Annotated in this window: 16 protein-coding genes; 5 read left to right on the top strand and 11 right to left on the bottom strand. The window is 71.5% G+C overall.

Annotated features, from left to right (window positions below; all coding sequences use genetic code 11):
• Positions 1-389: 389 nt before the first annotated feature.
• Together ABZ911_RS32985 and ABZ911_RS32980 are read left to right on the top strand one after the other, a co-directional pair.
• Positions 390-1499 (top strand): AI-2E family transporter, encoded by a 1110-nt coding sequence (locus ABZ911_RS32985; RefSeq protein ID WP_358064889.1) that lies wholly within the window; start codon positions 390-392, stop codon positions 1497-1499.
• A 9-nt stretch (positions 1500-1508) separates the two neighbouring features.
• Positions 1509-2159 (top strand): helix-turn-helix transcriptional regulator, encoded by a 651-nt coding sequence (locus ABZ911_RS32980; RefSeq protein ID WP_358064886.1) that lies wholly within the window; start codon positions 1509-1511, stop codon positions 2157-2159.
• Here ABZ911_RS32980 and ABZ911_RS32975 read toward each other — a convergent pair.
• The 7 genes from ABZ911_RS32975 to ABZ911_RS32945 all read right to left on the bottom strand — a co-directional run bounded on the left by ABZ911_RS32975 (position 2149) and on the right by ABZ911_RS32945 (position 8752).
• Positions 2149-3018, bottom strand: coding sequence for a hypothetical protein (locus ABZ911_RS32975; RefSeq protein WP_358064883.1), 870 nt, complete (start codon positions 3016-3018; stop codon positions 2149-2151). The two genes, ABZ911_RS32980 and ABZ911_RS32975, sit on opposite strands and share 11 nt — an antisense overlap.
• Before the next feature lie 111 nt (positions 3019-3129).
• Positions 3130-4335 (bottom strand): ABC transporter permease, encoded by a 1206-nt coding sequence (locus ABZ911_RS32970; RefSeq protein WP_358064880.1) that lies wholly within the window; start codon positions 4333-4335, stop codon positions 3130-3132.
• Entirely contained in the window at positions 4329-5009 is a 681-nt protein-coding gene (locus tag ABZ911_RS32965; RefSeq protein ID WP_358064894.1) for an ABC transporter ATP-binding protein, read from the bottom strand. The genes ABZ911_RS32970 and ABZ911_RS32965 overlap by 7 nt, the downstream gene beginning before the upstream one ends.
• Complete coding sequence (locus ABZ911_RS32960; protein WP_358064877.1) at positions 5009-6100, bottom strand: peptidoglycan-binding domain-containing protein; 1092 nt, start codon at positions 6098-6100, stop codon at positions 5009-5011. The genes ABZ911_RS32965 and ABZ911_RS32960 overlap by 1 nt, the downstream gene beginning before the upstream one ends.
• Positions 6097-6609 (bottom strand): hypothetical protein, encoded by a 513-nt coding sequence (locus ABZ911_RS32955; protein ID WP_358064874.1) that lies wholly within the window; start codon positions 6607-6609, stop codon positions 6097-6099. The genes ABZ911_RS32960 and ABZ911_RS32955 overlap by 4 nt, the downstream gene beginning before the upstream one ends.
• Positions 6610-6650: 41 nt before the next feature.
• Positions 6651-8063 carry an ATP-binding protein gene (locus ABZ911_RS32950; RefSeq protein ID WP_358064872.1) on the bottom strand — a complete coding sequence of 471 codons (1413 nt, stop codon included), beginning with the start codon at positions 8061-8063 and terminating at the stop codon, positions 6651-6653.
• Positions 8060-8752 carry a response regulator transcription factor gene (locus tag ABZ911_RS32945; protein WP_358064869.1) on the bottom strand — a complete coding sequence of 231 codons (693 nt, stop codon included), beginning with the start codon at positions 8750-8752 and terminating at the stop codon, positions 8060-8062. Before ABZ911_RS32945 ends, ABZ911_RS32950 begins: the two co-directional genes overlap by 4 nt.
• A gap of 224 nt (positions 8753-8976) precedes the next feature.
• Here ABZ911_RS32945 and erm point away from each other — a divergent pair, with 224 nt between their 5' ends.
• Positions 8977-9807: an ErmE/ErmH/ErmO/ErmR family 23S rRNA (adenine(2058)-N(6))-methyltransferase gene (erm, locus tag ABZ911_RS32940; protein WP_358064866.1), complete on the top strand. Its 831-nt coding sequence runs from the start codon at positions 8977-8979 to the stop codon at positions 9805-9807.
• Here the strand turns inward: erm and ABZ911_RS32935 are convergent.
• Positions 9789-11123: a hypothetical protein gene (locus ABZ911_RS32935; RefSeq protein ID WP_358064863.1), complete on the bottom strand. Its 1335-nt coding sequence runs from the start codon at positions 11121-11123 to the stop codon at positions 9789-9791. The two genes, erm and ABZ911_RS32935, sit on opposite strands and share 19 nt — an antisense overlap.
• A gap of 118 nt (positions 11124-11241) precedes the next feature.
• On the opposite strand from ABZ911_RS32935, the gene ABZ911_RS32930 reads away from it, so the two are divergent.
• Together ABZ911_RS32930 and ABZ911_RS32925 are read left to right on the top strand one after the other, a co-directional pair.
• Complete coding sequence (locus ABZ911_RS32930) at positions 11242-13269, top strand: molybdopterin-dependent oxidoreductase (protein ID WP_358064860.1); 2028 nt, start codon at positions 11242-11244, stop codon at positions 13267-13269.
• Entirely contained in the window at positions 13260-14414 is a 1155-nt protein-coding gene (locus tag ABZ911_RS32925) for a 4Fe-4S dicluster domain-containing protein (RefSeq protein WP_358064857.1), read from the top strand. Before ABZ911_RS32930 ends, ABZ911_RS32925 begins: the two co-directional genes overlap by 10 nt.
• Here the strand turns inward: ABZ911_RS32925 and ABZ911_RS32920 are convergent.
• The 3 genes from ABZ911_RS32920 to ABZ911_RS32910 form a co-directional block, all read right to left on the bottom strand.
• Entirely contained in the window at positions 14393-16204 is a 1812-nt protein-coding gene (locus tag ABZ911_RS32920; RefSeq protein WP_358064854.1) for a glycoside hydrolase family 18 protein, read from the bottom strand. The two genes, ABZ911_RS32925 and ABZ911_RS32920, sit on opposite strands and share 22 nt — an antisense overlap.
• A gap of 61 nt (positions 16205-16265) precedes the next feature.
• Positions 16266-17690 (bottom strand): carbohydrate-binding protein, encoded by a 1425-nt coding sequence (locus ABZ911_RS32915; protein ID WP_358064851.1) that lies wholly within the window; start codon positions 17688-17690, stop codon positions 16266-16268.
• The gene (locus ABZ911_RS32910; protein WP_358064848.1) at positions 17687-19513 is read right to left on the bottom strand and encodes a cellulose binding domain-containing protein; all 1827 of its coding nucleotides are present in this window, start codon (positions 19511-19513) and stop codon (positions 17687-17689) included. The genes ABZ911_RS32915 and ABZ911_RS32910 overlap by 4 nt, the downstream gene beginning before the upstream one ends.
• Between the last annotated feature and the right edge of the window lie 83 nt (positions 19514-19596).

The raw sequence follows: 19596 nt of genomic DNA, 5'->3' as shown, positions 1-19596 counted from the left end.
TTTTAACACACTGTTGAGTTCTCAAGAAACGGACGCGTACACCCTAGAACCACCAGGCGGCGCTCGCTTCGTTATGTCTTAATTCTTTCAGCCGTCCCAGTCGGTGTCAAATTCAGTGATTTGACATTTACTGTTCTGACCTGCGGTAATCTAGACCGCCCCGTTTCCAAGGCAACCCCTCCACCTTACTCCGACATCCGACTCTTGTCGAATCGGACACTCGCGGGCGCATGCGTCTACGAGATCGGATTGAGCTGGGGGTTCCCCCGGTCGTGGGCCGCGATCATCGCCGCCCCCGTGGGACTGCTGAACTCTATGTACGCTCCCCCGAACCGTCAAATCGAGCGCGCACGCCCGACTGGTCCGCCCCACATGGGTAGGAAGCCCCCATGAACGGACCGACCATACCCAGGGCGCTGATCGTGCTCGTCGGCATGGCGGGTGCGGTGGTGGCGCTGTTCGGCATGCGCGAAGTCGCCTCCATCCTGGGGCCCGTGGTGCTGGCGCTCGTCCTGGTCATCGCCGTCTCCCCGGTGCGCAGCCTGCTCGCCGAACGCGGCGCGCCAGGCTGGGTTCAGGTCGCCGTTCCCTTCGTCATCGTGCTGCTGGTCCTGCTCAGCATGGTGGCGGTGCTGACCGTCTCGATCGCCCAGCTCACCTCGCTCCTTCCGGCGTACACCGGTCAGTTCCAGAAGTTGCTCGCCGACGGGCAGCGGTTCGCCGCCGGCCTGGGCATCAGCAACGAGCAGCTCGACAAGACGGTCAAGTCCTTCGACCCGGGCAAGATCCTCGGACTGGCGCAGACGCTGCTGTCCAGCCTGCTGAGCGTGATGTCGAGTCTCTTCCTCATGGTCGTGCTGCTGCTGGCGATGTCCCTGGACGCTCCGGTGACCTCGCGGATCATCGCCGCCGGCCGTACCCGCAGGCCGGAGCTCGTCTCGGCGCTGGCCGCGTTCGCGCGGAACACCCGGCGGTATCTCGTGGTGTCCACGGTGTTCGGGTTCATCTGCGCGGTGCTGGATGTGGGCGCGCTCTACCTGCTCGGGGTGCCGCTGCCGTTGCTGTGGGGGGTGCTGGCGCTGATCACGAACTACATCCCGAACATCGGGTTCGTGCTCGGGCTGATCCCCCCGGCGACGCTCGCCCTGCTCGACGGCGGGGTGAAGCAGATGCTGCTGGTCATCCTCGCCTACATCGCGATCAACGTGGTGATCCAGTCGTTCATCCAGCCGAAGTTCCTCGGTGACGCCGTCGGGCTGTCCACCACGATGACGTTCCTGTCGCTGATCGTGTGGGCGTTCGTGCTCGGGCCGCTCGGCGCGCTGCTCGCCATCCCGCTCAGCCTGCTCACCCGCGCCCTTCTCATCGACAGCGATCCGAGCGCCACCTGGGCCGCGGCGCTCATCTCCGGCACAGAGCCACCGGAGCCGCCGAAGCCCAAGCCCGTGCCGACCCCTGAGCGCAAAGGCGGGACGGGTTCTGTCGGTGGCCGGTCATAGCGTGGAGGCGTGTACCTGGAATGGGCCCCGCCTGTCGCCCTTCGCGAGCGGATCGTCTGCCTGTGGCGTAGCGCCGCCGACGTCGGCGAGACCTCGCTGGTGGTGCCCGACGCGTGCGTCGACCTGATCTGGAGCCCGCACGGCCCCCAGGTCGCGGGCCCGGACACCGGCCCTTTCCGGGTACGGCTCCGCCCGGGCGACGTCTATCGGGGAATCCGGTTCAGACCTGGAGCGGTCGGCGGCGTCCTCGGCGTGCCGATCGCGGAGTTGCGCGACCGGCGTGTCCCGTTCGCCGACCTGGGCCTGCCCGAGGATCTCACTCTCGATCAGCTCGCCACCCGCCTCCGGGCGACGCCCACCCCTGACCCGGCCGCCTCCGCGATGGCCGAAGCGCTGCGCCTGGGCTCGTCGGTGCGGGAGGTGGCGTGGGAGCTCGGCGTGAGCGAGCGCCACCTGCACCGGCGGTGCGTGGCCGGTTTCGGCTACTCGCCCAAGACACTGCAGCGCATCGTGCGCTTCCAGCGGGCGCTGCGGCTGGCCCGCCGGGGAATGGCGCTGGCCGAGGTGGCCGCCGTGAGCGGCTATGCCGACCAGGCCCACCTGTCCAACGACGTCAAACGGCTCAGCGGCGTCCCGATGGGCAAACTGATCAGGCCGTGAGGCGGCCGTAGGCGCGCAGCGTCTTCAGGCGCAGCACGGTGATGTAGCCGCCCCACTCGTGTGCTACGAGCGGCGTCCACATCGGCCAGTTGGGGGCCCAGCCTCCCTCGGCCGACTGTGCGCCGATCAGCGCGTCGAGGTGCCGCTGGAGCAGGTCGTCGTCGAAGAGCGGCAGCCCCCGCGGCTCAGGCGCGAAGTCCAGCGGGAAGTGAGCGTCGCCGTCGGCGGCGAGGTCGAAGGTGACGGTGGCCAGGATGGCGTCGCGCAGACGGGTGAACTCCGCCTCCGCCCGCCGCCGGTCCGGCACCCGCTCCAGGAACGGCAGGATCGCCCGCGCCTCGTACGGCGTGGTCTCGGTGACCCGCGCGATGGCCGCCCAGCAGAACTCCGTCGCCGGTTCCAGCCACGGGTGCTTCACCTGGTGCTTGTACAGCATGGCCGCGAGCCCGGCCGTGGGCACCAGGGAGCCCGGCGGGTCGTCGTCGGTGTTCCACCACGGCGCCCGCGGCGTGTCCCTGACGCTGGGCAGCACGAACGGCACCCCGCCGTCCCCGGTGGTCACGGTCGCCAGGTAGTCGCAGGCGGCGGCCACCATCGGATCGTCGAAGGCGCCCAGCTCGTCCAGGATGTCGAAGGCGATCTCGACGGGTTCGGGCTGGCTGCCCGCCCCCCGCAGATCGGGCTCGATCGCGTGCCCGAACCCGCCGTCGGAGTTCTGGTAACCGCCCAGCACGCCGAGGACCCGCGAAGCCTCCCCACCGCGGAACAAGGCCTCGAATCTGAGCCGGTCGATCAGCCGCCCGTTCAGCAAGAGGTACTGCTCGGCCCGGTCCAGCGCTTCTCTCGTCAGCGTCTTCATGCGATCACGCTATCCCCGGAGCCGGGCGGCGCTCTTGTAGGAATCGGACGCATGGCGTGTCACGCGCCGGGCGGGGCGTCCGGTGCGAGGGCGACCCGCCCAGCCGTCCGGTCACGGCGTCGCCAGGGCCTCGGTGGGCGACATGCGGGCCGCCCGTACCGCGGGGTAGAAGCCGGCGAGGCCGCCGATGACGAGTGTCGCCACGAGGCCGCCGGCCATCGCCCAGACCGGCACGATCGACGGCCAGCCCTGGAAGGCGGCGTAGGCGCCGGTGACGCCGATGCCGAGCAGGACGCCGCCGAGCCCGCCGATGGCCGAGAGCAGCAGCGACTCCGCGAGGAACTGCAGCCTGATCTGTCCCCGGGTGGCGCCGAGTGAGCGGCGCAGGCCGATCTCGGCCCGCCGTTCGAGCACCGAGATCACCATGGTGTTGGCCACGCCGACGCCGCCGACCAGCAGCGCGACGCCGCCGAGGCCGAGCAGCAGGGCGTTCAGGGTGGCGTCGGTCGCCTGCTTGGCGGCCAGCGCGTCCGACGGCCTGGACACCTCGACCTCGTTGGGCTTGGCCGGGTTGGCGGTGGCGGCGAGCACGTCCCTGACCGCGACGACGTACTCCTCCTCCGTCCTGGTGTAGACGGTCGTGGGGTAGCCGTCGAAGCCGAGCCGCTCCTCCGCTACGGGCCAGCCGACCAGGGCGGCGCTGTCGAGTTCGGGGGCGAGCGGCACCGGCGCGAGCACGCCGACGACGGTGAACCACTGTCCGCCGAGCCAGACCCGCTGGTCGGGGCCCGCCTGGACGACGCCGAGCCGGTCGGCGGCGGTGGCGCCGAGGACGGTGGCCGGGTAGCGGTGGGTGGCGGCGTTCAGCCAGGTGCCGGCGGCCAGGTCGGCGCCGACGTCCTTGAGCAGGTCGAGCCGGGCGGCGGTGACGGCGATGCCGCCCGACTCGGCTTCAGGGATGCGGTCGTTGCGGTACACCTTCGCGCTGGTGCCGGCGGAGGCGGTGACGGAGGTGACCGGGCCGATCTGCTCGATCATGCCTTCGGCCTCGGCGGGCAGGTGGGAGGTCTCGCCGAACAGGGTCTGGCCGGGTGAGACGGTGAGCAGGTTGGTGCCGAGCGCGGCCAGCTGCCGGTTGAGGTCCTCCTGGCTGGAGGCGGAGATGCCGACCACGCCGAGCATGGCGGCGATGCCGATGGCGATGCCGAGCGCCGACAGGAACACCCGCAGCGGCCTGGTGCGCAGTCCGGCGCCGCCCACCCTGAGCACGTCGCGGGGGCGCAGCCGGGAGGGGTTCAGGCTGACGGCGGTCACCATGCCGTCACCCGCTCGCGGGTCGAGTCGCCGACCACCCGGCCGTCGAGCATCTCGATCTGCCGGGGCAGGGCGCCGGCGATGTCGCGGTCGTGGGTGATGATCACGACGGTGGTGCCAGCCCGGTTGAGCTCGCGCAGCAGCTCCATCACGCCGGCCCCGGACCTGGAGTCGAGGTTGCCGGTGGGCTCGTCGGCCAGCAGCAGGCGCGGGTCGCCGACGACCGCGCGGGCGATGGCCACCCGCTGGCGCTCGCCGCCGGACAGCTCGTGCGGTCGGTGGTCGAGCCGGTGGCCGAGCCCCACCCGGTCGAGCGCGGCGCGGGCGAGCCGTCTGCGCTCGCGCAGCGCGGGCCCGGCGTAGAGCAGGCCGTCGGCGACGTTGTCGAGCACGGGTACGCCGGAGGACAGGTGGAACTGCTGGAAGACGAAGCCGATCAGCCCGCCCCGCAGGGTGGACAGTTCCCGGTCCGACAGGGCGCCCACGTCGTGGCCGCCGATGCGGACGGTGCCGCCCGAGGGGCGGTCCAGGGTGCCGATCATGTTGAGCATGGTCGACTTGCCCGACCCCGACGGGCCGACGATGCCGGCCAGCTCGCCGTAGTCGATGGACAGGGTGGCGCCGCGCAGCGCGGCCACCTCGCCGTAGCTCTTGCTGACGTCGGTGAGTTCGACGATCACTTGGGCACCACCACGGTCACGCCCTCCTCGACGCCGGTGACCTCCACCTGGCCGTCGGCGAACATGCTGGTCTCGACGGCCGCGTACCCGGTGGCGGGGCCGTCGGCGATCTGCACGCCGTAGCCGCCCTCGGCCAGTGCGACGAGCGCGCCGACGGGGACGGCGAGCACGTTCTCGCGCTCAGCGGAGACGATGGTGACCTCGACGGGCGCGGTGTCGAAGCTCTTCACCTTGACCGAGACGCGCAGTTCGACGGTGGTGGAGGTCTCGTCGCCGGTGCCGGTGGTGGTCGCCACCTTGCCGATGGAGGCGATCTTCCCCGGGGTGGTGCTGCCGTCCGGCAGTTCGACGGTGGCCTTCATTCCTTTCTTCACCAGGTGGCGGTCGGCGGCGTCGAGGTTGACGAGGACCTCGCGGGTGGTGCCCGAGTAGGTGAGGACGGGGCCGCTCGCGGGGGCGCCGAGAGTGGCCTTGAGCTCGGTGACGCGGAGCGGCCCATCGGACACGACGACGGCGGCCGGTTCGATCCGGCCGGTGATGGGGAGGCCGAGGTCCTTCTGCCACTCCTCCACGGCCTGCGCGGTGGACCAGGTGTACTCGTCGTCGACGGTGAAGCCGTCGTAGCCGAGCTTGGCCAGGTTCCGTTCGAGCAGGGCGGCGTCCGCGCCCTCGACGCCGTTCTGGAGGGTGCGGTAGAGCGGGGTGGTGCCGTACAGGAGGGGGATGCGGTCGGCGTCGACGCTGTAGACCGCGCGGCCTCTGGTGATGGTGGCGCCCTCGGTGGGCAGCCAGGTGATGGTGCCCTGGGCGGTGGCGGAGACGGTCGTGGTGGCGCCGTAGCCGAGGGTGCCGTCCACGGTCTTGGTCTCGGTGAGCGTGGTGCGGGTCACCTTGGCGATGGCGGGCGGGGTGCGGGTGGCCGCTGGCGTACCGGCGTCCTGGCCGCCGAAGCCGAGGGCGGCGGTCACGACCGCGGCGGCGAGCAGGCCCACGCCGCCGGTGAGCGCGATCGCGCGGACGGGTCCGCGACGGCGGCGCGGGGGCGGGGCGTCCGGCGGGGCGGAGATCTCGGTCTCGGTGCGGGTCACGAGCGGCCCGCCATCGGCCCGAGGCCCTTGCACGCCTCCATCGCCTTCTTGAACCTGGGGTCGTCGGGTTTGACGTTGCGCAGCTGGATCGCACCCCCGCCGGGCGAGGGGTCGGGCATGTCGACGCCGTTCTCGCGCATGCACTTGGCGAGAGCGCGGGCCTGCTCCACGAGTTTGGGGTCGTCGAGCTTGCCCTTGTCCATGAAGGGGGCCAGGTGGCGGCAGGACTCCATCGCCTTCCTGACCTTGGACTTGTCGTCGTTCTTGCCGATCTTCAGGTTGATCCCGCCCTTGGTGCCGGGCTGGGGGTCGGGCATGTCGACGCCGTTCTCGCGCATGCACTTGGCGTACTTGACGGCCTGTTCCCGCGGGTCGGCGGTGGCCGAGGGGGTCGCGGTCGCCTTGCCCTGGGCGCCGGTGACGGAGGCGACGCCGCCCGAGCCGCTCTGCGCCTGGCCGCAGCCGGCCACCGCCAGGGTCAGCGCGGCGGCGATGAGAAGTCGTTTCATACCGGCGAATCTGCCGCGCCCCGATCGGAGTGACCCCGGAGCTACCTGGGAGCGGGCTCGGAGTCCCCGACCGGCAGCAGGACGCGGAAGGTGGCGCCGTGGCCGGGCTCGCTGTCGAGCTCCACCCGGCCGTGGTGCGCCCGCACGATGGCGGCGACGATGGCCAGCCCGAGCCCGGCGCCCCCGTCGGCGCGCGAACGCCCGCTGCCCGCCCGGTAAAGGCGCTCGAAGATGTACGGCGCATGCCCCGCCGCCACCCCCGGCCCGGTGTCGCTCACCTCCAGCACCCCCTCCCGCCCCCTGGCCCCCACCCGCACGGTGATCTGGGCGTCCGCCGGTGTGTGGGTGAGCGCGTTGCCGACCAGGTTGGCCGCCACCTGCCGGAGCCTGGCCTCGTCGCCGTGGACGAGCACGGGCCCGAACGAGTCGCCCAGCCCGGTCAGCCTGACCTGGCGGCCGGGGACGCGGGCCCTGGCGTCGCGGATGGTGTCGGCGGCCACTTCGAGCAGGTCGACCGCGTGGCGTTCGAGGGGGCGTTCCTCGTCGAGCTGGGCGAGCGTGAGCAGGTCGTTGACCAGGACGCCCATCCGGGTGGCCTCCTCCTCGATCCGGCGCATGCTCTCGTCCATGGCGGTGCCGGGCGGGGAGCCGCCGCGCCGGTAGAGCTCGGCGAAGCCGCGGACGGAGGTGAGCGGGGTGCGCAGTTCGTGGGAGGCGTCGGCGAGGAAGCGGCGCATGTTCGCCTCCGACTCGGTCCTGGCGGCGATCTCCGACTCGACCCGGTCCAGCATGACGTTCATGGCCAGGCCGAGCCTGCCGGGTTCGGTGTGCGGGTCGGGGTCGGGGACGCGGCGGCCGAAGTCGCCCTCGGTGATCTGCGCGGCGGTGCTCTCCATCCTGGTCAGCGGGCGCAGGCCGAGGCGTACCACCGTGGCGGCGGTCAGGCCGAGCAGCAGGAGCACGAAGACGCTGACGCCGGTGCTGATGACGAGCAGCGACCGCTGGGTCTCCTCGACCTCTCTGAGCGAGGCGGCGAACAGCAGGATGTTCCCCTGGCGGCCGACCGCCATCACCCGCCACGAGTGGCCCGTGCCGCCGGGGAGCGTGTAAGGGCCGGCGCCCGGTCGGAGGTCGGGCGGGTCGCCCACGTCGGGCCCCGGTGTCTGGGTGTTCGGCGCCTCGCGTACCAGTCTGCCCAGGCCGTCGTAGACGTAGACGCGGGAGACGTCGGCCAGGCGGGGGGTGAACACCATGTCGGGCTTGCGGAGGCCGGGTATGGCCAGGTCGGAGGTGATGATCTTGGTCAGCGGGACGAGTTCCTCGTCGACGCGTTCCAGGAGGCTGGCGCGCAGCAGCGCGATGGCGAAGACGTTGGCCAGGACGAGGGCCAGCGCGCTCAGCCCGACGATGGCCACGACCAGCCGGGCGCGCAGCGTCCAGCGGGCGGGCTTCACCGCTCCTCGCTGCGCGGAAGCCTGAGCGTGTAGCCGACGCCGCGGACGGTGTGGATCAGCGGTGGGTCCCATTTGTCGATCTTCTTGCGCAGGTAGTAGACGTAGGACTCGACGATGGCGGCGTCGCCGTCGAAGTCGTAGCGCCAGACGTTGTCGAGGATCTGCGCCTTGCTGACCACCAGGCCCGCGTTCGCCAGCAGGTAGGCCAGGAGGTTGAACTCGGTGGGCGACAGGTCGACCGGGACGCCGCCGCGCCGTACCTCGTGGGCGGGGGCGTTCAGTTCCAGGTCGGCGTAGCGGAGGATGGGCTCCTTCTCCCTGGCGGCGTTGCTGCGGCGCAGGATCGCCTTGATCCGTAACACCACCTCCTCCAGGCTGAACGGCTTGGCGACGTAGTCGTCGGCGCCGATGCTGAGGCCCTGGACGCGGTCCTCGACGGTGTCGCGGGCGGTGAGGAAGAGCACGGGCACCCGCTCGCCGAGTCTCCTGGCCACCTCGAAGCCGTCGAGGTCGGGCAGCATCACGTCGAGCACCACGATGTCGGGCTCGAACGACCTGGCCGCGCTCAGCGCCCGCAGGCCGGTGTCCGCGGTCCTGACCTCGTACGAGACCAGTCGGAGGGTCTGGGAGAGCAGGGCGAGGATGTTCGGCTCGTCGTCGACGACGAGAACCCTGACTGGCCGGTCCATGACCAGAGGTCTACCGCAGCCACCTCGATGCCGGCTCAAAGTTATTCCGTTGCGCCGAGACGAAACGTTCCGTATTCTCACAGGCATGTTCGTTCTCTACTTCGTACGCATCCGCAGCGGCCGGGCTCTGGCCCGCTAGCGGACGCTCTCGTAACGCGCGTCCCCAGGCGTGCCCAGGGCCCTTCGAGACCTGTTCATCTCGAAGACCCGAAGGGGCAACCGCTGTGGCGCAGTCTTTCGCTCACGGAAACTACTCACACACTCAGAAGAACGTCAGGAACGGCGGCGGTCGCACGCCCCGTGACCGGGCGCGGCGTACCCTCTCGCAGAACTTCCTGGTCGATCCGCACGCGGTCGGCCGGCTGGTGAAGGCGGCCCGGCCGTCGGGGCTGGTGCTCGAACCCGGCTCCGGTGAAGGGGTTCTGACCAGGGCGCTGGCGCCCGAGGTCGAGCAGATCATCGGCTATGAGATCGACCCGCTGCTGGCCGGCAAGCTGGCGGCGCGGACCCGCGGCGACACGCGGATCTCCGTGGTCAGGGGCGACTTCACGGCCGCGAGGCCACCGCGGGAGCCGTTCGCGGTGGTCGGCAACATCCCCTACTCGATCACGTCGAGGATCGTCGACTGGTGCCTGGCGGCGCCCGCGCTGACCTCGGCGACCCTGCTCACCCAGCTCGAGTACGCCAGGAAGAGGTCGGGCGACTTCGGTCGCTGGAGCCTGGTGACGGTGGAGAGCTGGCCGTGGTTCAGCTGGGAACTGCTCGGCCAGGTCGGCCGGGAGAGCTTCCGGCCGGTCCCCTCGGTGGACTCGGGCATCCTGCGGATCGAGCGGCGGGAGACCCCGCTGCTGCCCCCGGCGGCCATGGCCGGCTTCCGGGCGTTCGCGGAGCTGGGGTTCGGCGGGGTGGGCGGCTCGCTGTCGGCCTCACTGCGGCAGCGGTACGCCAAGGACGCCGTGGCCGACGCCTTCCGGGCGGCCGGCCTCGACGGTTCCACGGTGGTCGCGTTCGTCCACCCCGACCAGTGGGTGACGCTCTACGACCGGCTCGGCTGAGCCACCTGGGGAGTGACCGCGGCCTCCAGGCCGGTGGTGGGGTCGCGGCGCTCCCAGGGCATGGCCAGCGCCAGCACCGGCAGCAGCACGATCGACCACATGGCCCAGCCGGGATGCCAGGCGGCCCAGATCTCCCAGCTCTGCGTCATGTAGATGTAGCCGATGGCCGCCCACAGGGAGGTGCCGAGGATGGCCGGCCAGGCGAAGCGGGTGGGCCTCGCGACCAGGAAGGGCATGAACCACAGCAGGTACTGCGCGCCCAGGCGCGGCGTCACGACCATGAACACCAGAAGGATCGCCGTGGTCAGGTCGACCGGGTCGGCCTTGCGCCAGAGCCAGCAGACGCCCAGCACGCTGGCGTAGATCAGGTAGGTGCCGATCTTGGCGTACAGCGGGTGGAGCGTCCAGTCGCCGCCGACCAGCAGCGCGGTCCAGCCCCACTCGCCCACGATCGGCCGGATGTCGCTCATCACGTCCATGACCTCGGGGATCTGCGACAGCGAGGTGCCCGCGAAGATCGGCAGGGTGGCCAGGAAGAAGATCGGCGGCACTCCGGTGGCGACCAGCCCGACCAGCTTGGCCCGCACGCCCGGCAGCAGCAGGAGCATGCCGGGGATGAGCCAGATGGGCCAGCTCTTGGCGCACAGCGCCAGCCCCATCAGCAGCCCGGCGCACATCGCCCGCCGGTACAGGGGGCGTTCCTCGCGCCGGAACCTGAGGCTCTCGCGCACGCTGGACCACGACACCGCCGACAGGGCCTCGCGCACCTCGACGGTCACGCCCCTGCGGTGCGGGTCGCCGGGGCCGCGGGCGACGACGAAGGCGGCCACGCCGAAGACCAGCGCCACCGGCTCGACCTGGCCATGGATGGAGGCGACCAGCAGGGCGAGCGGGCTCAGCGCGTACTGGAAGGCGCGCAGCGACGCCTTCGGGCCGCCCGCCAGCTTGCCCACCAGCGGGATGAGGATGATGTCGGCCACCACGGTGACCAGGCGGCCCGCGTACTCCCAGGGGATGCCCGCCCACAGCAGCAGCCCGTAGACGTACGGAATGGTGGGCAGGAAGTGCCAGCCGCCGTTGCTGCCGAGGACCGGGTCCTGGCGGTTGAGCACGGCCTCGCCCGCGGGCTTGAAGCTGTTGACGAAGTCGACCGGCTGCCAGGAGTCGTTCGCCGCCGTGATCATGAGCAGCACCCGGACGCCGATGCCGACCGCTATCGCGACGGTGAGCGAGGGGCGCCAGTCACGCCACTGGGCGACAAGAGCGAGCACGACACCGGTGACGAGGACGAACCCCGTGAGAATTGCATAATCCATGGCGTTGCCTAGCCTGCCCGACAGGGGAGAGTGCCGCCACCTGGGCTGGAAAAGTGGGTCACCCGACATGCCGGGCCGGAACACGACACATCATAACCGGCTGTGTTCAACTAGATGCATGGGGGGATCACGGGCCAACGCCACGCTGGTCAGACTGTACCGACATGCGCGAAACCGGCATCACGACCCGGTCGCGGCGTGGGCTGAACTCACAGGCAACTCTGAGCTGCGCCGTGCCTACCAACGCGCCCGGGGCGACGACGACCCGATCCCGTTCGGCGAGGAGGAGGCCGCCGAACTGGCCGCGGCCGCCCACGTGCACGCCGTGAAGACCTACGGCCCCGACCGCGTCGCCTGCCTGTGCCCGCCCGGCTCGTCGATCTCCAGGTTCGTCGCGCTGATCGGCGGCGCCGTGCTGACCGACCAGCAGGCGGCCGCCGAGCAGGTCTTCGGCCCCGGCCACGAGCCCCCCGACCCCGAGGACTGGGCGCGGGCCGCGTACGTGCTGCTGTGGGGTGAGAACGGCGGAGCCGCGCGCTCCTCGGGCGCGCACTACCTGATCGCGGGGCGCTACAAGGGGCAGAAGGTCGTCGCGATCGGCCCGCACCCGACCCGCCTGTCGGACGAGACCCTGGTGGTACGGCCGGGCACCGACGCGGCGCTGGCCATGGCCATGGGCCACGTGCTACTCAAGGAGTTCTACCTGGAGCGGCCCGTCTTCGTCGGCCACGCCAAGCGCGCCACCGACCTGCCCTTCCTGGTACGGCTGCGCGAACGCGCCGGCGGCCACGTGCCGCACCGCTTCCTGAACGCCGCCGACCTCGGCGACACCTCCCCCGAGGCGGTGCTCAAGACCGTGATGCTGGGCCGGGGCGGGCGGCCCGTGGTGCCGAACGGCTCGCTCGGCTTCCGCGACGAGGCCGGGCGCTGGAACCTCACCCTGGAGACCGACCCGGCGCTGACCCTGTACGGCAAGGGCGGCGGCACCGCCGAGGTGCTGCTGCCGCGCTTCGACGAGGCCCAGGGCGTGCTGCGGCGCGGCGTGCCCGTGGTGCGGGTGGGCGACCACGTGGTGACCACGGTCTACGACCTGCTGCTGGCGCAGTACGGCGTGGCCAGGGAGGGGCTGCCCGGCGTGTGGCCCGGCGGGTACGACGATCCGCGGGAGCCGTACACGCCGGGGTGGCAGGAGGCGATCACCGGGGTGGCGGCGGCGCGTGCGGTGCGGGTCGCGCAGGAGATGGGCGCGACCGCGGAGCGGACGGGCGGACGGTGCATGATCATGCCGGGGCGGCTCGCCCCGGCGCACGCCGACACCGCGCAGCGGGCCATGATGGCGCTGCTGGTGCTGACCGGCTGCGCGGGGGTGCGCGGCGGCGGCTGGGCGCAGCCGCGCGCGGAGGCGGGGCGGCTGGTGCAGGCGGCGCCGTGGCTGTACCTGCACGGTGACCGGTGGCGCTACGACGCCGCGGACGTCGGGCTGCTGAGCTGGCCGCTGGGCGAGGGCCTGTTCAACGGCCACTCCCCCGGCGCGGTGCTGACCGAGGCGGTGCACCGGGGGTGGCTGCCGATGGCGCCCGAGTACGCGCGCAGCCCGCTCGACGCGGTGTCGGTGCCCCTGGGCCATGCCTGCGACGACCCCGACGATCCGGGCAACTGGCCCAGGGTGCTCACGGTGGCCGGTGGCGACGCGGTCGACGAGTGCTTCCTGCACCATCTGCTCGGCGTCGGCTCCGAGCTGTCCGGCCGGGGCGGGCCGAGCGGCAAGCTGGACCTGTTCGTCGGCTCCTCGGAGTACACCGACCTGCCGATGCCGGACGTGCGGCTGCTGGCCGAGACGTTCTCCAAGCTGGCGGTGGAGCATCTCGGGGTGCGCCGGGACCTGGTCGGCCGGTCGCTGTACGAGCGCGACTACCCCGAGACGGCCGCGCTGCTGGCCGCCGGGCCCGCGCCCCGGGGCCCGCGCCCGGAGGGCACGCCGTGGCTGACGCTGTCCGGCCGCATGCACCTGTTCGTCGACCACGACTGGACTCACGAGTACGGCGAGGCGCTGCCCACCTACCGCCCGCCGGCCGCCGGCCAGCCGATCAAGCCGACCCTGCTGGTCCGGCACCGCGGCCAGGAGGTGCGCCGGGGATGCGAGTGAGGCCGCACGTCGCCATGGTGATCAACCTGGACGGCTGCCTCGGCTGCGAGGCCTGCACGGCGGCCTGCGAGCGGGAGCGCGGCGAGCGTCCCGGGCTGGCGCACGCCCGCTTCCACCATGTGGAGACCAGGCCGGGCCCCGGCTATCCGGCGCGCTGGCAGGACCAGGAGCACTGGCGGGGCGGCTGGGAGCCGGGCTCGAACGGGCGGCTGCGGCTGCGGGCGGGCGGCACGCTGCGCCGCCTGACCGGCCGGGTGCGGACGCCGTCGGCCGGGGACTACCTCGAAGGGCCGGGCGGCGACGTGCTGATGGAGCGGGTGCGACTGGAGGTCGAGCGCTCCTTCGCCTTCTCGCTGCCGCGCGTCTGCGAGCACTGCGTCAACCCCTCCTGCGTGGCCGCCTGCCCGTCGGGGGCGATGAGCAAGCGGGCCGCCGACGGGATCGTGCTGGTGGACGAGGAGCGCTGCCGGGGGGCGCGGATGTGCGTGGCGGGCTGCCCGTACAAGAAGGTCTACACCGACGCGGTGAGCGGGCGGGCGGCCAAGTGCGACCTGTGCGTGGGGCGGGTGTCGGCGGGGCGGGAGACGGCGTGCGCGCAGGCGTGCGCGGCGCGGGCGAAGTACCTGGGCGTGATGCTGTACGACGCCGACCGGGTGGCGCGGGCCGCGGCCGAGGGCACCTACCGGGCGCAGCTGTCGATCTTCGTGGATCCGGCGGACCCGTCCCTGGACGTGCCGGGCGAGTGGCGGGCGGCGGCGCTGCGCTCGCCGGTGCACGACCTGGTCACCCGGCACCGGGTGGCGCTGCCGCTGCATCCGGAGTTCCGTACGCTGCCGATGGTCTGGTATGTCCCGCCGCTGTCGCCGATGGTCGACGCGCTGGCCGGGGCCGGGTTCGACGAGAGCGGGCTGACCGGGGCGATCGGGGCGATGCGCATCCCGGTGGAGTATCTGGCCGAGCTGTTCACGGCCGGGGACAGGGCGCCGGTCGAGCACGCCCTGACCCTGCTGGCCGGGATGCGCGCGCACATGCGCGCGGTGGATCTGGGCCGCGACCCCGCTCCCAGGCCCGAGTACGAGGCGCTGTACCAGGCGCTGGTGAACGGGGAGCGGCACGTGGTGCCCTACCCGAGCGCGTCGAGGTAGGCGCGGTGGTTGCGGGAGAACTCGGTGGAGTTGTACCGGTCCCAGTTGATGGACCAGGTCATCAGGCCGCGCAGGTTCGGGTAGACGCCCCTCGGCTGGTACGACCCGCAGTTGGTGCCCTTGGCCAGGCAGTCGAAGGCCTTCTGCACCTCGGCCACGGTGGTGAAGCCGTTGCCGGCCCACGGGGCGGCGGGCAGGCCGATGGCGACCTGGTCCTGGCGCAGCGCGGGGAAGCGGTTGTTCGCGTTGCCCATGATGGGGAAGCCGGCCAGCAGCATGTCGGTGAGCGCGACGTGGAAGTCGTGGCCGCCCATCGTGTGGTACTGGTTGTCCAGCCCCATGATCGGGCCTGAGTTGTAGTCCTGGACGTGCAGCAGCGTCAGGTCGTCGCGCATGGCGTGGATGACGGGCAGGTAGGAGGCGCTGCGGTTGTCGGCCGCGCCGCTCGCGCCCGGCCCGTAGAACTGGTAGCCGAGCTGCACGAAGAACGTCTCGGGGGCCATGGTCAGCACGAACTTCGCGCCGTAGCGGGCCTTGAGCGACTTCAGCGCGGCGATCAGATTGACGATGACCGGGGTGGTCGGGGCGGCCAGGTTGGTGTCGCCCTGGTTGAGGTAGAGCGAGTGGCCCTCGAAGTCGATGTCGAGGCCGTCGAGGCCGTACCGGTCGATGATGGCGCCGACCGACTGGACGAACTTGTCGCGGGCCGCCGTGGTGGTGAGCTGGACCTGGCCGTTCTGGCCGCCGATCGAGATCAGCACCTTCTTGCCCGCGGCCTGCTTGGCCTTGATGGCGGCGATGAAGTCGGCCTCGGATTCGACGTTGGGGCACTCGCCGACCGGGCAGAGCGAGAACCTGATGTCGCCGGAGGTGACCGAGGTCGGCTCGCCGAAGGCGAGGTTGATGACATCCCAGGCGGCGGGCACATCACTCATCCGGATATATCCGGATCCGTTGGCGAAGGAGGAGTGCAGGTAGCCGACCATGACCCGCTTGGGCAGCCCCACTCCCGGCTCGCCGGGCTTCGTGGTGCCCTCGGCCTCCGTGGTGTACGCCGAGCAGTTGCCGGACCCGTCGCAGGCCCTGACCTTGAACCGGTAGCTCGTCGCGGGCGACAGACCGTGGACGGTGGTGGAGGTGGTGGTGACCGCGCTGGGCGCGCCGCCGTCGCGGGAGACCTCGTAGCGGGCCACGGTGCCGGAGTCGTCGGTGGAGGCGGACCAGCTCACGTTGAGCGAGCTGGGGGTGGCGCCGCCGACGGTGAGGCCGGTGGGGACGGTCGGCGGGGTGGTGTCGTCGCCGGGGCCGCCGTCGCCGGGTGGGCCGTCGAGCACGACGTCGTCGGCCTGGTAGGTGCCCTGGCCGTACCAGCTGTTGACGTGGATGGTCACGCTGGTGGTGTTCGCGCCGGTGGTGAAGGAGGTGGTGAGCTTGTTCCAGGTGGCGCCGGGCGAGCCCCAGGTGGTGGCGTTGACGCCGGTGCCGGTCGCGCCGAGGAAGACGTAGTTGCCGCGTACCCACGCCGACAGCGTGTAGGCGGAGGACGGCTTGACGTTGATCGTCTGCTGGCAGCGGGCCAGGTCGCCGCCTGCCGGGGTGGCCTGCAGCGCCTTGGCGCCGCCGTGCACGGGCGAGGTGACGGCCTGGGCGCCGGCGGCGCAGGTCCAGCCGGTCAGCCCCGACTCAAAGCCCGGATTGATCACGATATTTGCTGCTAAAGCAGGGGTGGCGGGCAGGGTGACCAGCCCGAGGGCCGCGGTGGCCGCCACCACGAGTCGTCTGATGCGCATGTGCGTTCCTCAGTAGTGAATGAACCGGAGGGGCGGGCCGGGCCCGCCCCTCCCCCCGCCGCTAGAAGCCTGCGGTGATCTTCGTGTACTCCCAGTCGGCCTGGGCCACGCCGCTGCAGTCCTCGCGGACGCCGCCGCCGGGGCACGGCCGGTCCCGGTTGGTGGACCAGAACGCCAGCCGGGTCAGGCCCTTCGACTTCGCCCAGTCGCGGATCTGCGTCCAGGTCGCGGGCGAGGTGAGCTCCTGCTGGTCGGACAGGCCGTTCATGCCGGAGATGCCCATCCGCTCGTACGCCTGGGCGTCGGTGTAGCCGTAGGCGTTCTTCAGCGCGGTCTTCAGGCCCTCCGCGGCGTTGATCGTGTTCTGGTACATGTTCGCGCCGCCGCCGAAGTCGAACGGCATGATCGTGAAGTTGTCGATCGGCACGGCCAGTTCCTTGGCCCGGTTGATCAGCCGGACGCCGTGCGAGTTCGGCCCGCTGGTGGTCGTGCCGAAGGTCACCACGACCTTCACGTTCGGGTTGTTCGACTTGACGATCTTGAGGGCGTTGAGGATACGGTCCTGCACGGTGTAGTTCTCGAACTCGTCGGTGTTCTCGATGTCGAAGTCGACCACCGCGGGCCCGACGGCGTTGATGACCTGCTGCACCGCGCCCGCGAAGGCGGCCGGGGTCGAGCAGTTCGGGCCGAGCTTGTTGCCCTGCCAGCCGCCGAAGGAGATCTGCACGCTGCCGCCCGCGCCCTTGATCGCGGAGATGGCCTGCGCGTCGGCGCCGCCGGTGAGCGGGCGCTGCCCGTCCCAGGCCGGGTTGCAGCCGCCGCTGGACAGGATGAACGCCATGGTGAACGACTTGACACCGGTCGCGCTCATCACGGTCGTCGGCGAGGGCGGGCTGCCCCAGCCCATGTACAGGTACGGCGCGCCGTCCATCTTGCCCGGCGGCGGGTTGGTGCAGCCGGTCGTGGTGCCGGTCGCCTCCCGGCCGGCCGACTCGCCGATCGAGTTGTATGCCTTGATCGTGTAGGTGTGCGTCTCACAGGTGCCGAGCCCGCTGATCGTCGCGGTGGTGCCGGCGCCCTGGGCGCGCTGGGTGGCGCCCTCGTAGACGCGGTACCCGGTCACGGTGCCGCTGGAGGCGCCCCAGGACAGCGCGATGGAGGAGTTCGTCGTGGTCACGGTGGCCTGGCCGGGCTGGCCCGGCGCGCCGTTGCCACCGCCGTCGGTGACCTTCTTCCACAGGGCGGGCACGACGTTCGGCTCCCAGCCGGGCAGCGAGGTGTGCCCCTGGAGGCACTCGTAGTCGACGCCGTTGTGGGTGACCCGGGTGCCGGTCGCGTAGGACGTCCAGGCCGCCCAGGCGGGGTAGGCGGCGACGGAGGTGCTCGCCTGTCCCGCTCCGGCGAAGGCGCCGGGGGCGACGCTCAGCGCGGCCCCGGCCATGGCCAGGGCGGTCAGTAAGGCCAGCGCCATTCGGCGGAGTCTCATGGCATCTCCAGGAGGTGGGGCTTGACGGTCTTCGCGAAGGAGTAGTTGTGGCTGGCGTCCCAGTTGATGGACCAGGTCATGGCGCCCCGGATGTCGGGGTAGGCGCGCGGCGGCGTGAAGCTGCCGCAGTTCGTCCGCTTGGCCAGGCAGTCGAGCGCCTGGTTGACCAGCGAGGGCGACACCACGCCGCCGCCGGCCGCGCCCGGCCCGGCGGGCAGGCCGAGGGACACCTGGTCGGGCCGCAGTCCGTTCTCGAGCTGGATGCAGGCCAGCGCGGTCATGAAGTTGACGGTGCCCTGCGAGTAGGCGGCCATCTGGTCGCAGCCGAGCATCGAGCCGGAGTTGTAGTACTGCATGTGGACGACGGTGAGGATGTCCTTGATGCTGAGCGCGAGCTTGAAGTACTCCATCCCGGTGGACTGCATGTCGATCGTCTGCGGCGCCATCGTGATGATCAGGTCGGCGCCCGCCTTGGCGCGCAGGGAGCGCAGCGCCTGGGCCATGTAGGTGGCGTTGAGGCCGTTCTCCAGGTCGATGTCGACGCCGTCGAAGCCGTAGGACTGCATGAGGCCGTACACGGTGTCGGCGAACTTGGTGGCCGCCGTGGAGCTGGCCACCTGGACCCTGCCGAGCTCGCCGCCGACCGAGAGGATGACCTTCTTGCCGCGCTGGTGCAGGGTCTGCACGTCGGCCTTGAACTGGGCGTCGGTGTAGCCGCCCACGGCCGTGGCCAGGCCGGGGTCGACGCCGAAGACGACTTCGCCGGGCGTCGTGGTGGCCTCGCCGAAGGCGATCGCGATCAGGTCGTACTCGTTCGGCACCGCCGACAGCTTGAGTTCGGTGGCCGCGTTGGTGAAGTTGTGCCAGTAGCCGGTCAGGAAGTGCTTGGGCAGCGGCCCGGTGGTGCAGCCGGGCGTGGTCACGGTGGCCGGGTCGCTGGACGGGCCGTCGCCGATGGTGTTGTAGGCGGTGACCGTGTAGCTGTAGGGCGAGCAGGCGGTCAGGCCGGTGACCGTGTGGGAGGTCCCGGAGACGGTGGCGAGCAGCGTGCCGCCGCTGCGCACCTTGTAGCCGGTGACCGTGCCGGAGGGCGCGGGCCAGCTCAGCGTGAGGCCGGTCTGGGTGACGGCGCTCACCGCGATGGGCCCGACCTTGCCGGGCACGCCGCTGGTGCAGCCGGTCGTGGTGGCGCTCACCGGGTCGCTCGCGGCCGACTCGCCCGCGGAGTTGTACGCCTTGACGGTGTAGGTGTGCGGTTCGCAGGTGCCGAGCCCGCTGATCGTCGCGGACGTGCCGGTGACGGTGGCCTTGAGCGCGGTGCCCTCGTAGACGCGGTACCCGGTCACGGTGCCGGTGGAGGCGCCCCAGGACAGCGCGATGCTGGTGTTGGCGGGGGTGGCTGTGGGGGTGCCAGGCTTGCCCGGTACCTGGGTGCCCGTGTCGGAGCAGGAGGCGCCGTTGAGCGTGCAGCCGGAGATGCCGGGGAAGTTGCCGGGAGCGCCGTTGAAGCCGAAGCTGACGCTCGCCCCGGCGGCCAGCGTGGGCGCCCAGCCGGGGTTGGTGAAGGTGTAGTGCTGGCCGTTCCTGGTGAGCTGGGCGTCCCAGGCCGAGGGGATGCTGAAGCCGGCGGGCACGTCGAACTGGACGTTCCAGCCGTTCATCGCGGTGCTGGTGCCGTTGGTGATGGTGATCTTGCCCTCGAAGCCGGAGCCCCAGTCGGCGACTTTGGTGAAGGTCGCGGTGGCCGCGGCCGCGCTGGCCGGGACCGCGACGAGGCTGAGGGCGACGGCCGCGAGCGCGACCAGGAGAACCCGTAGTTTCACGTTGTTTCCTTTGCTGTGTGCCGTACGGCTCGCGCTGGGGGTGATGAGGCTGGCGCAAGCCGTACGGCGGACCTGGCGTAATC

Source organism: Nonomuraea sp. NPDC046570 (assembly GCF_040645915.1).
Taxonomy (GTDB): domain Bacteria; phylum Actinomycetota; class Actinomycetes; order Streptosporangiales; family Streptosporangiaceae; genus Nonomuraea.
The sequence above is the reverse complement of the archived record's forward strand: the minus strand, read 5'-3'. Positions and strand labels throughout refer to the sequence as shown.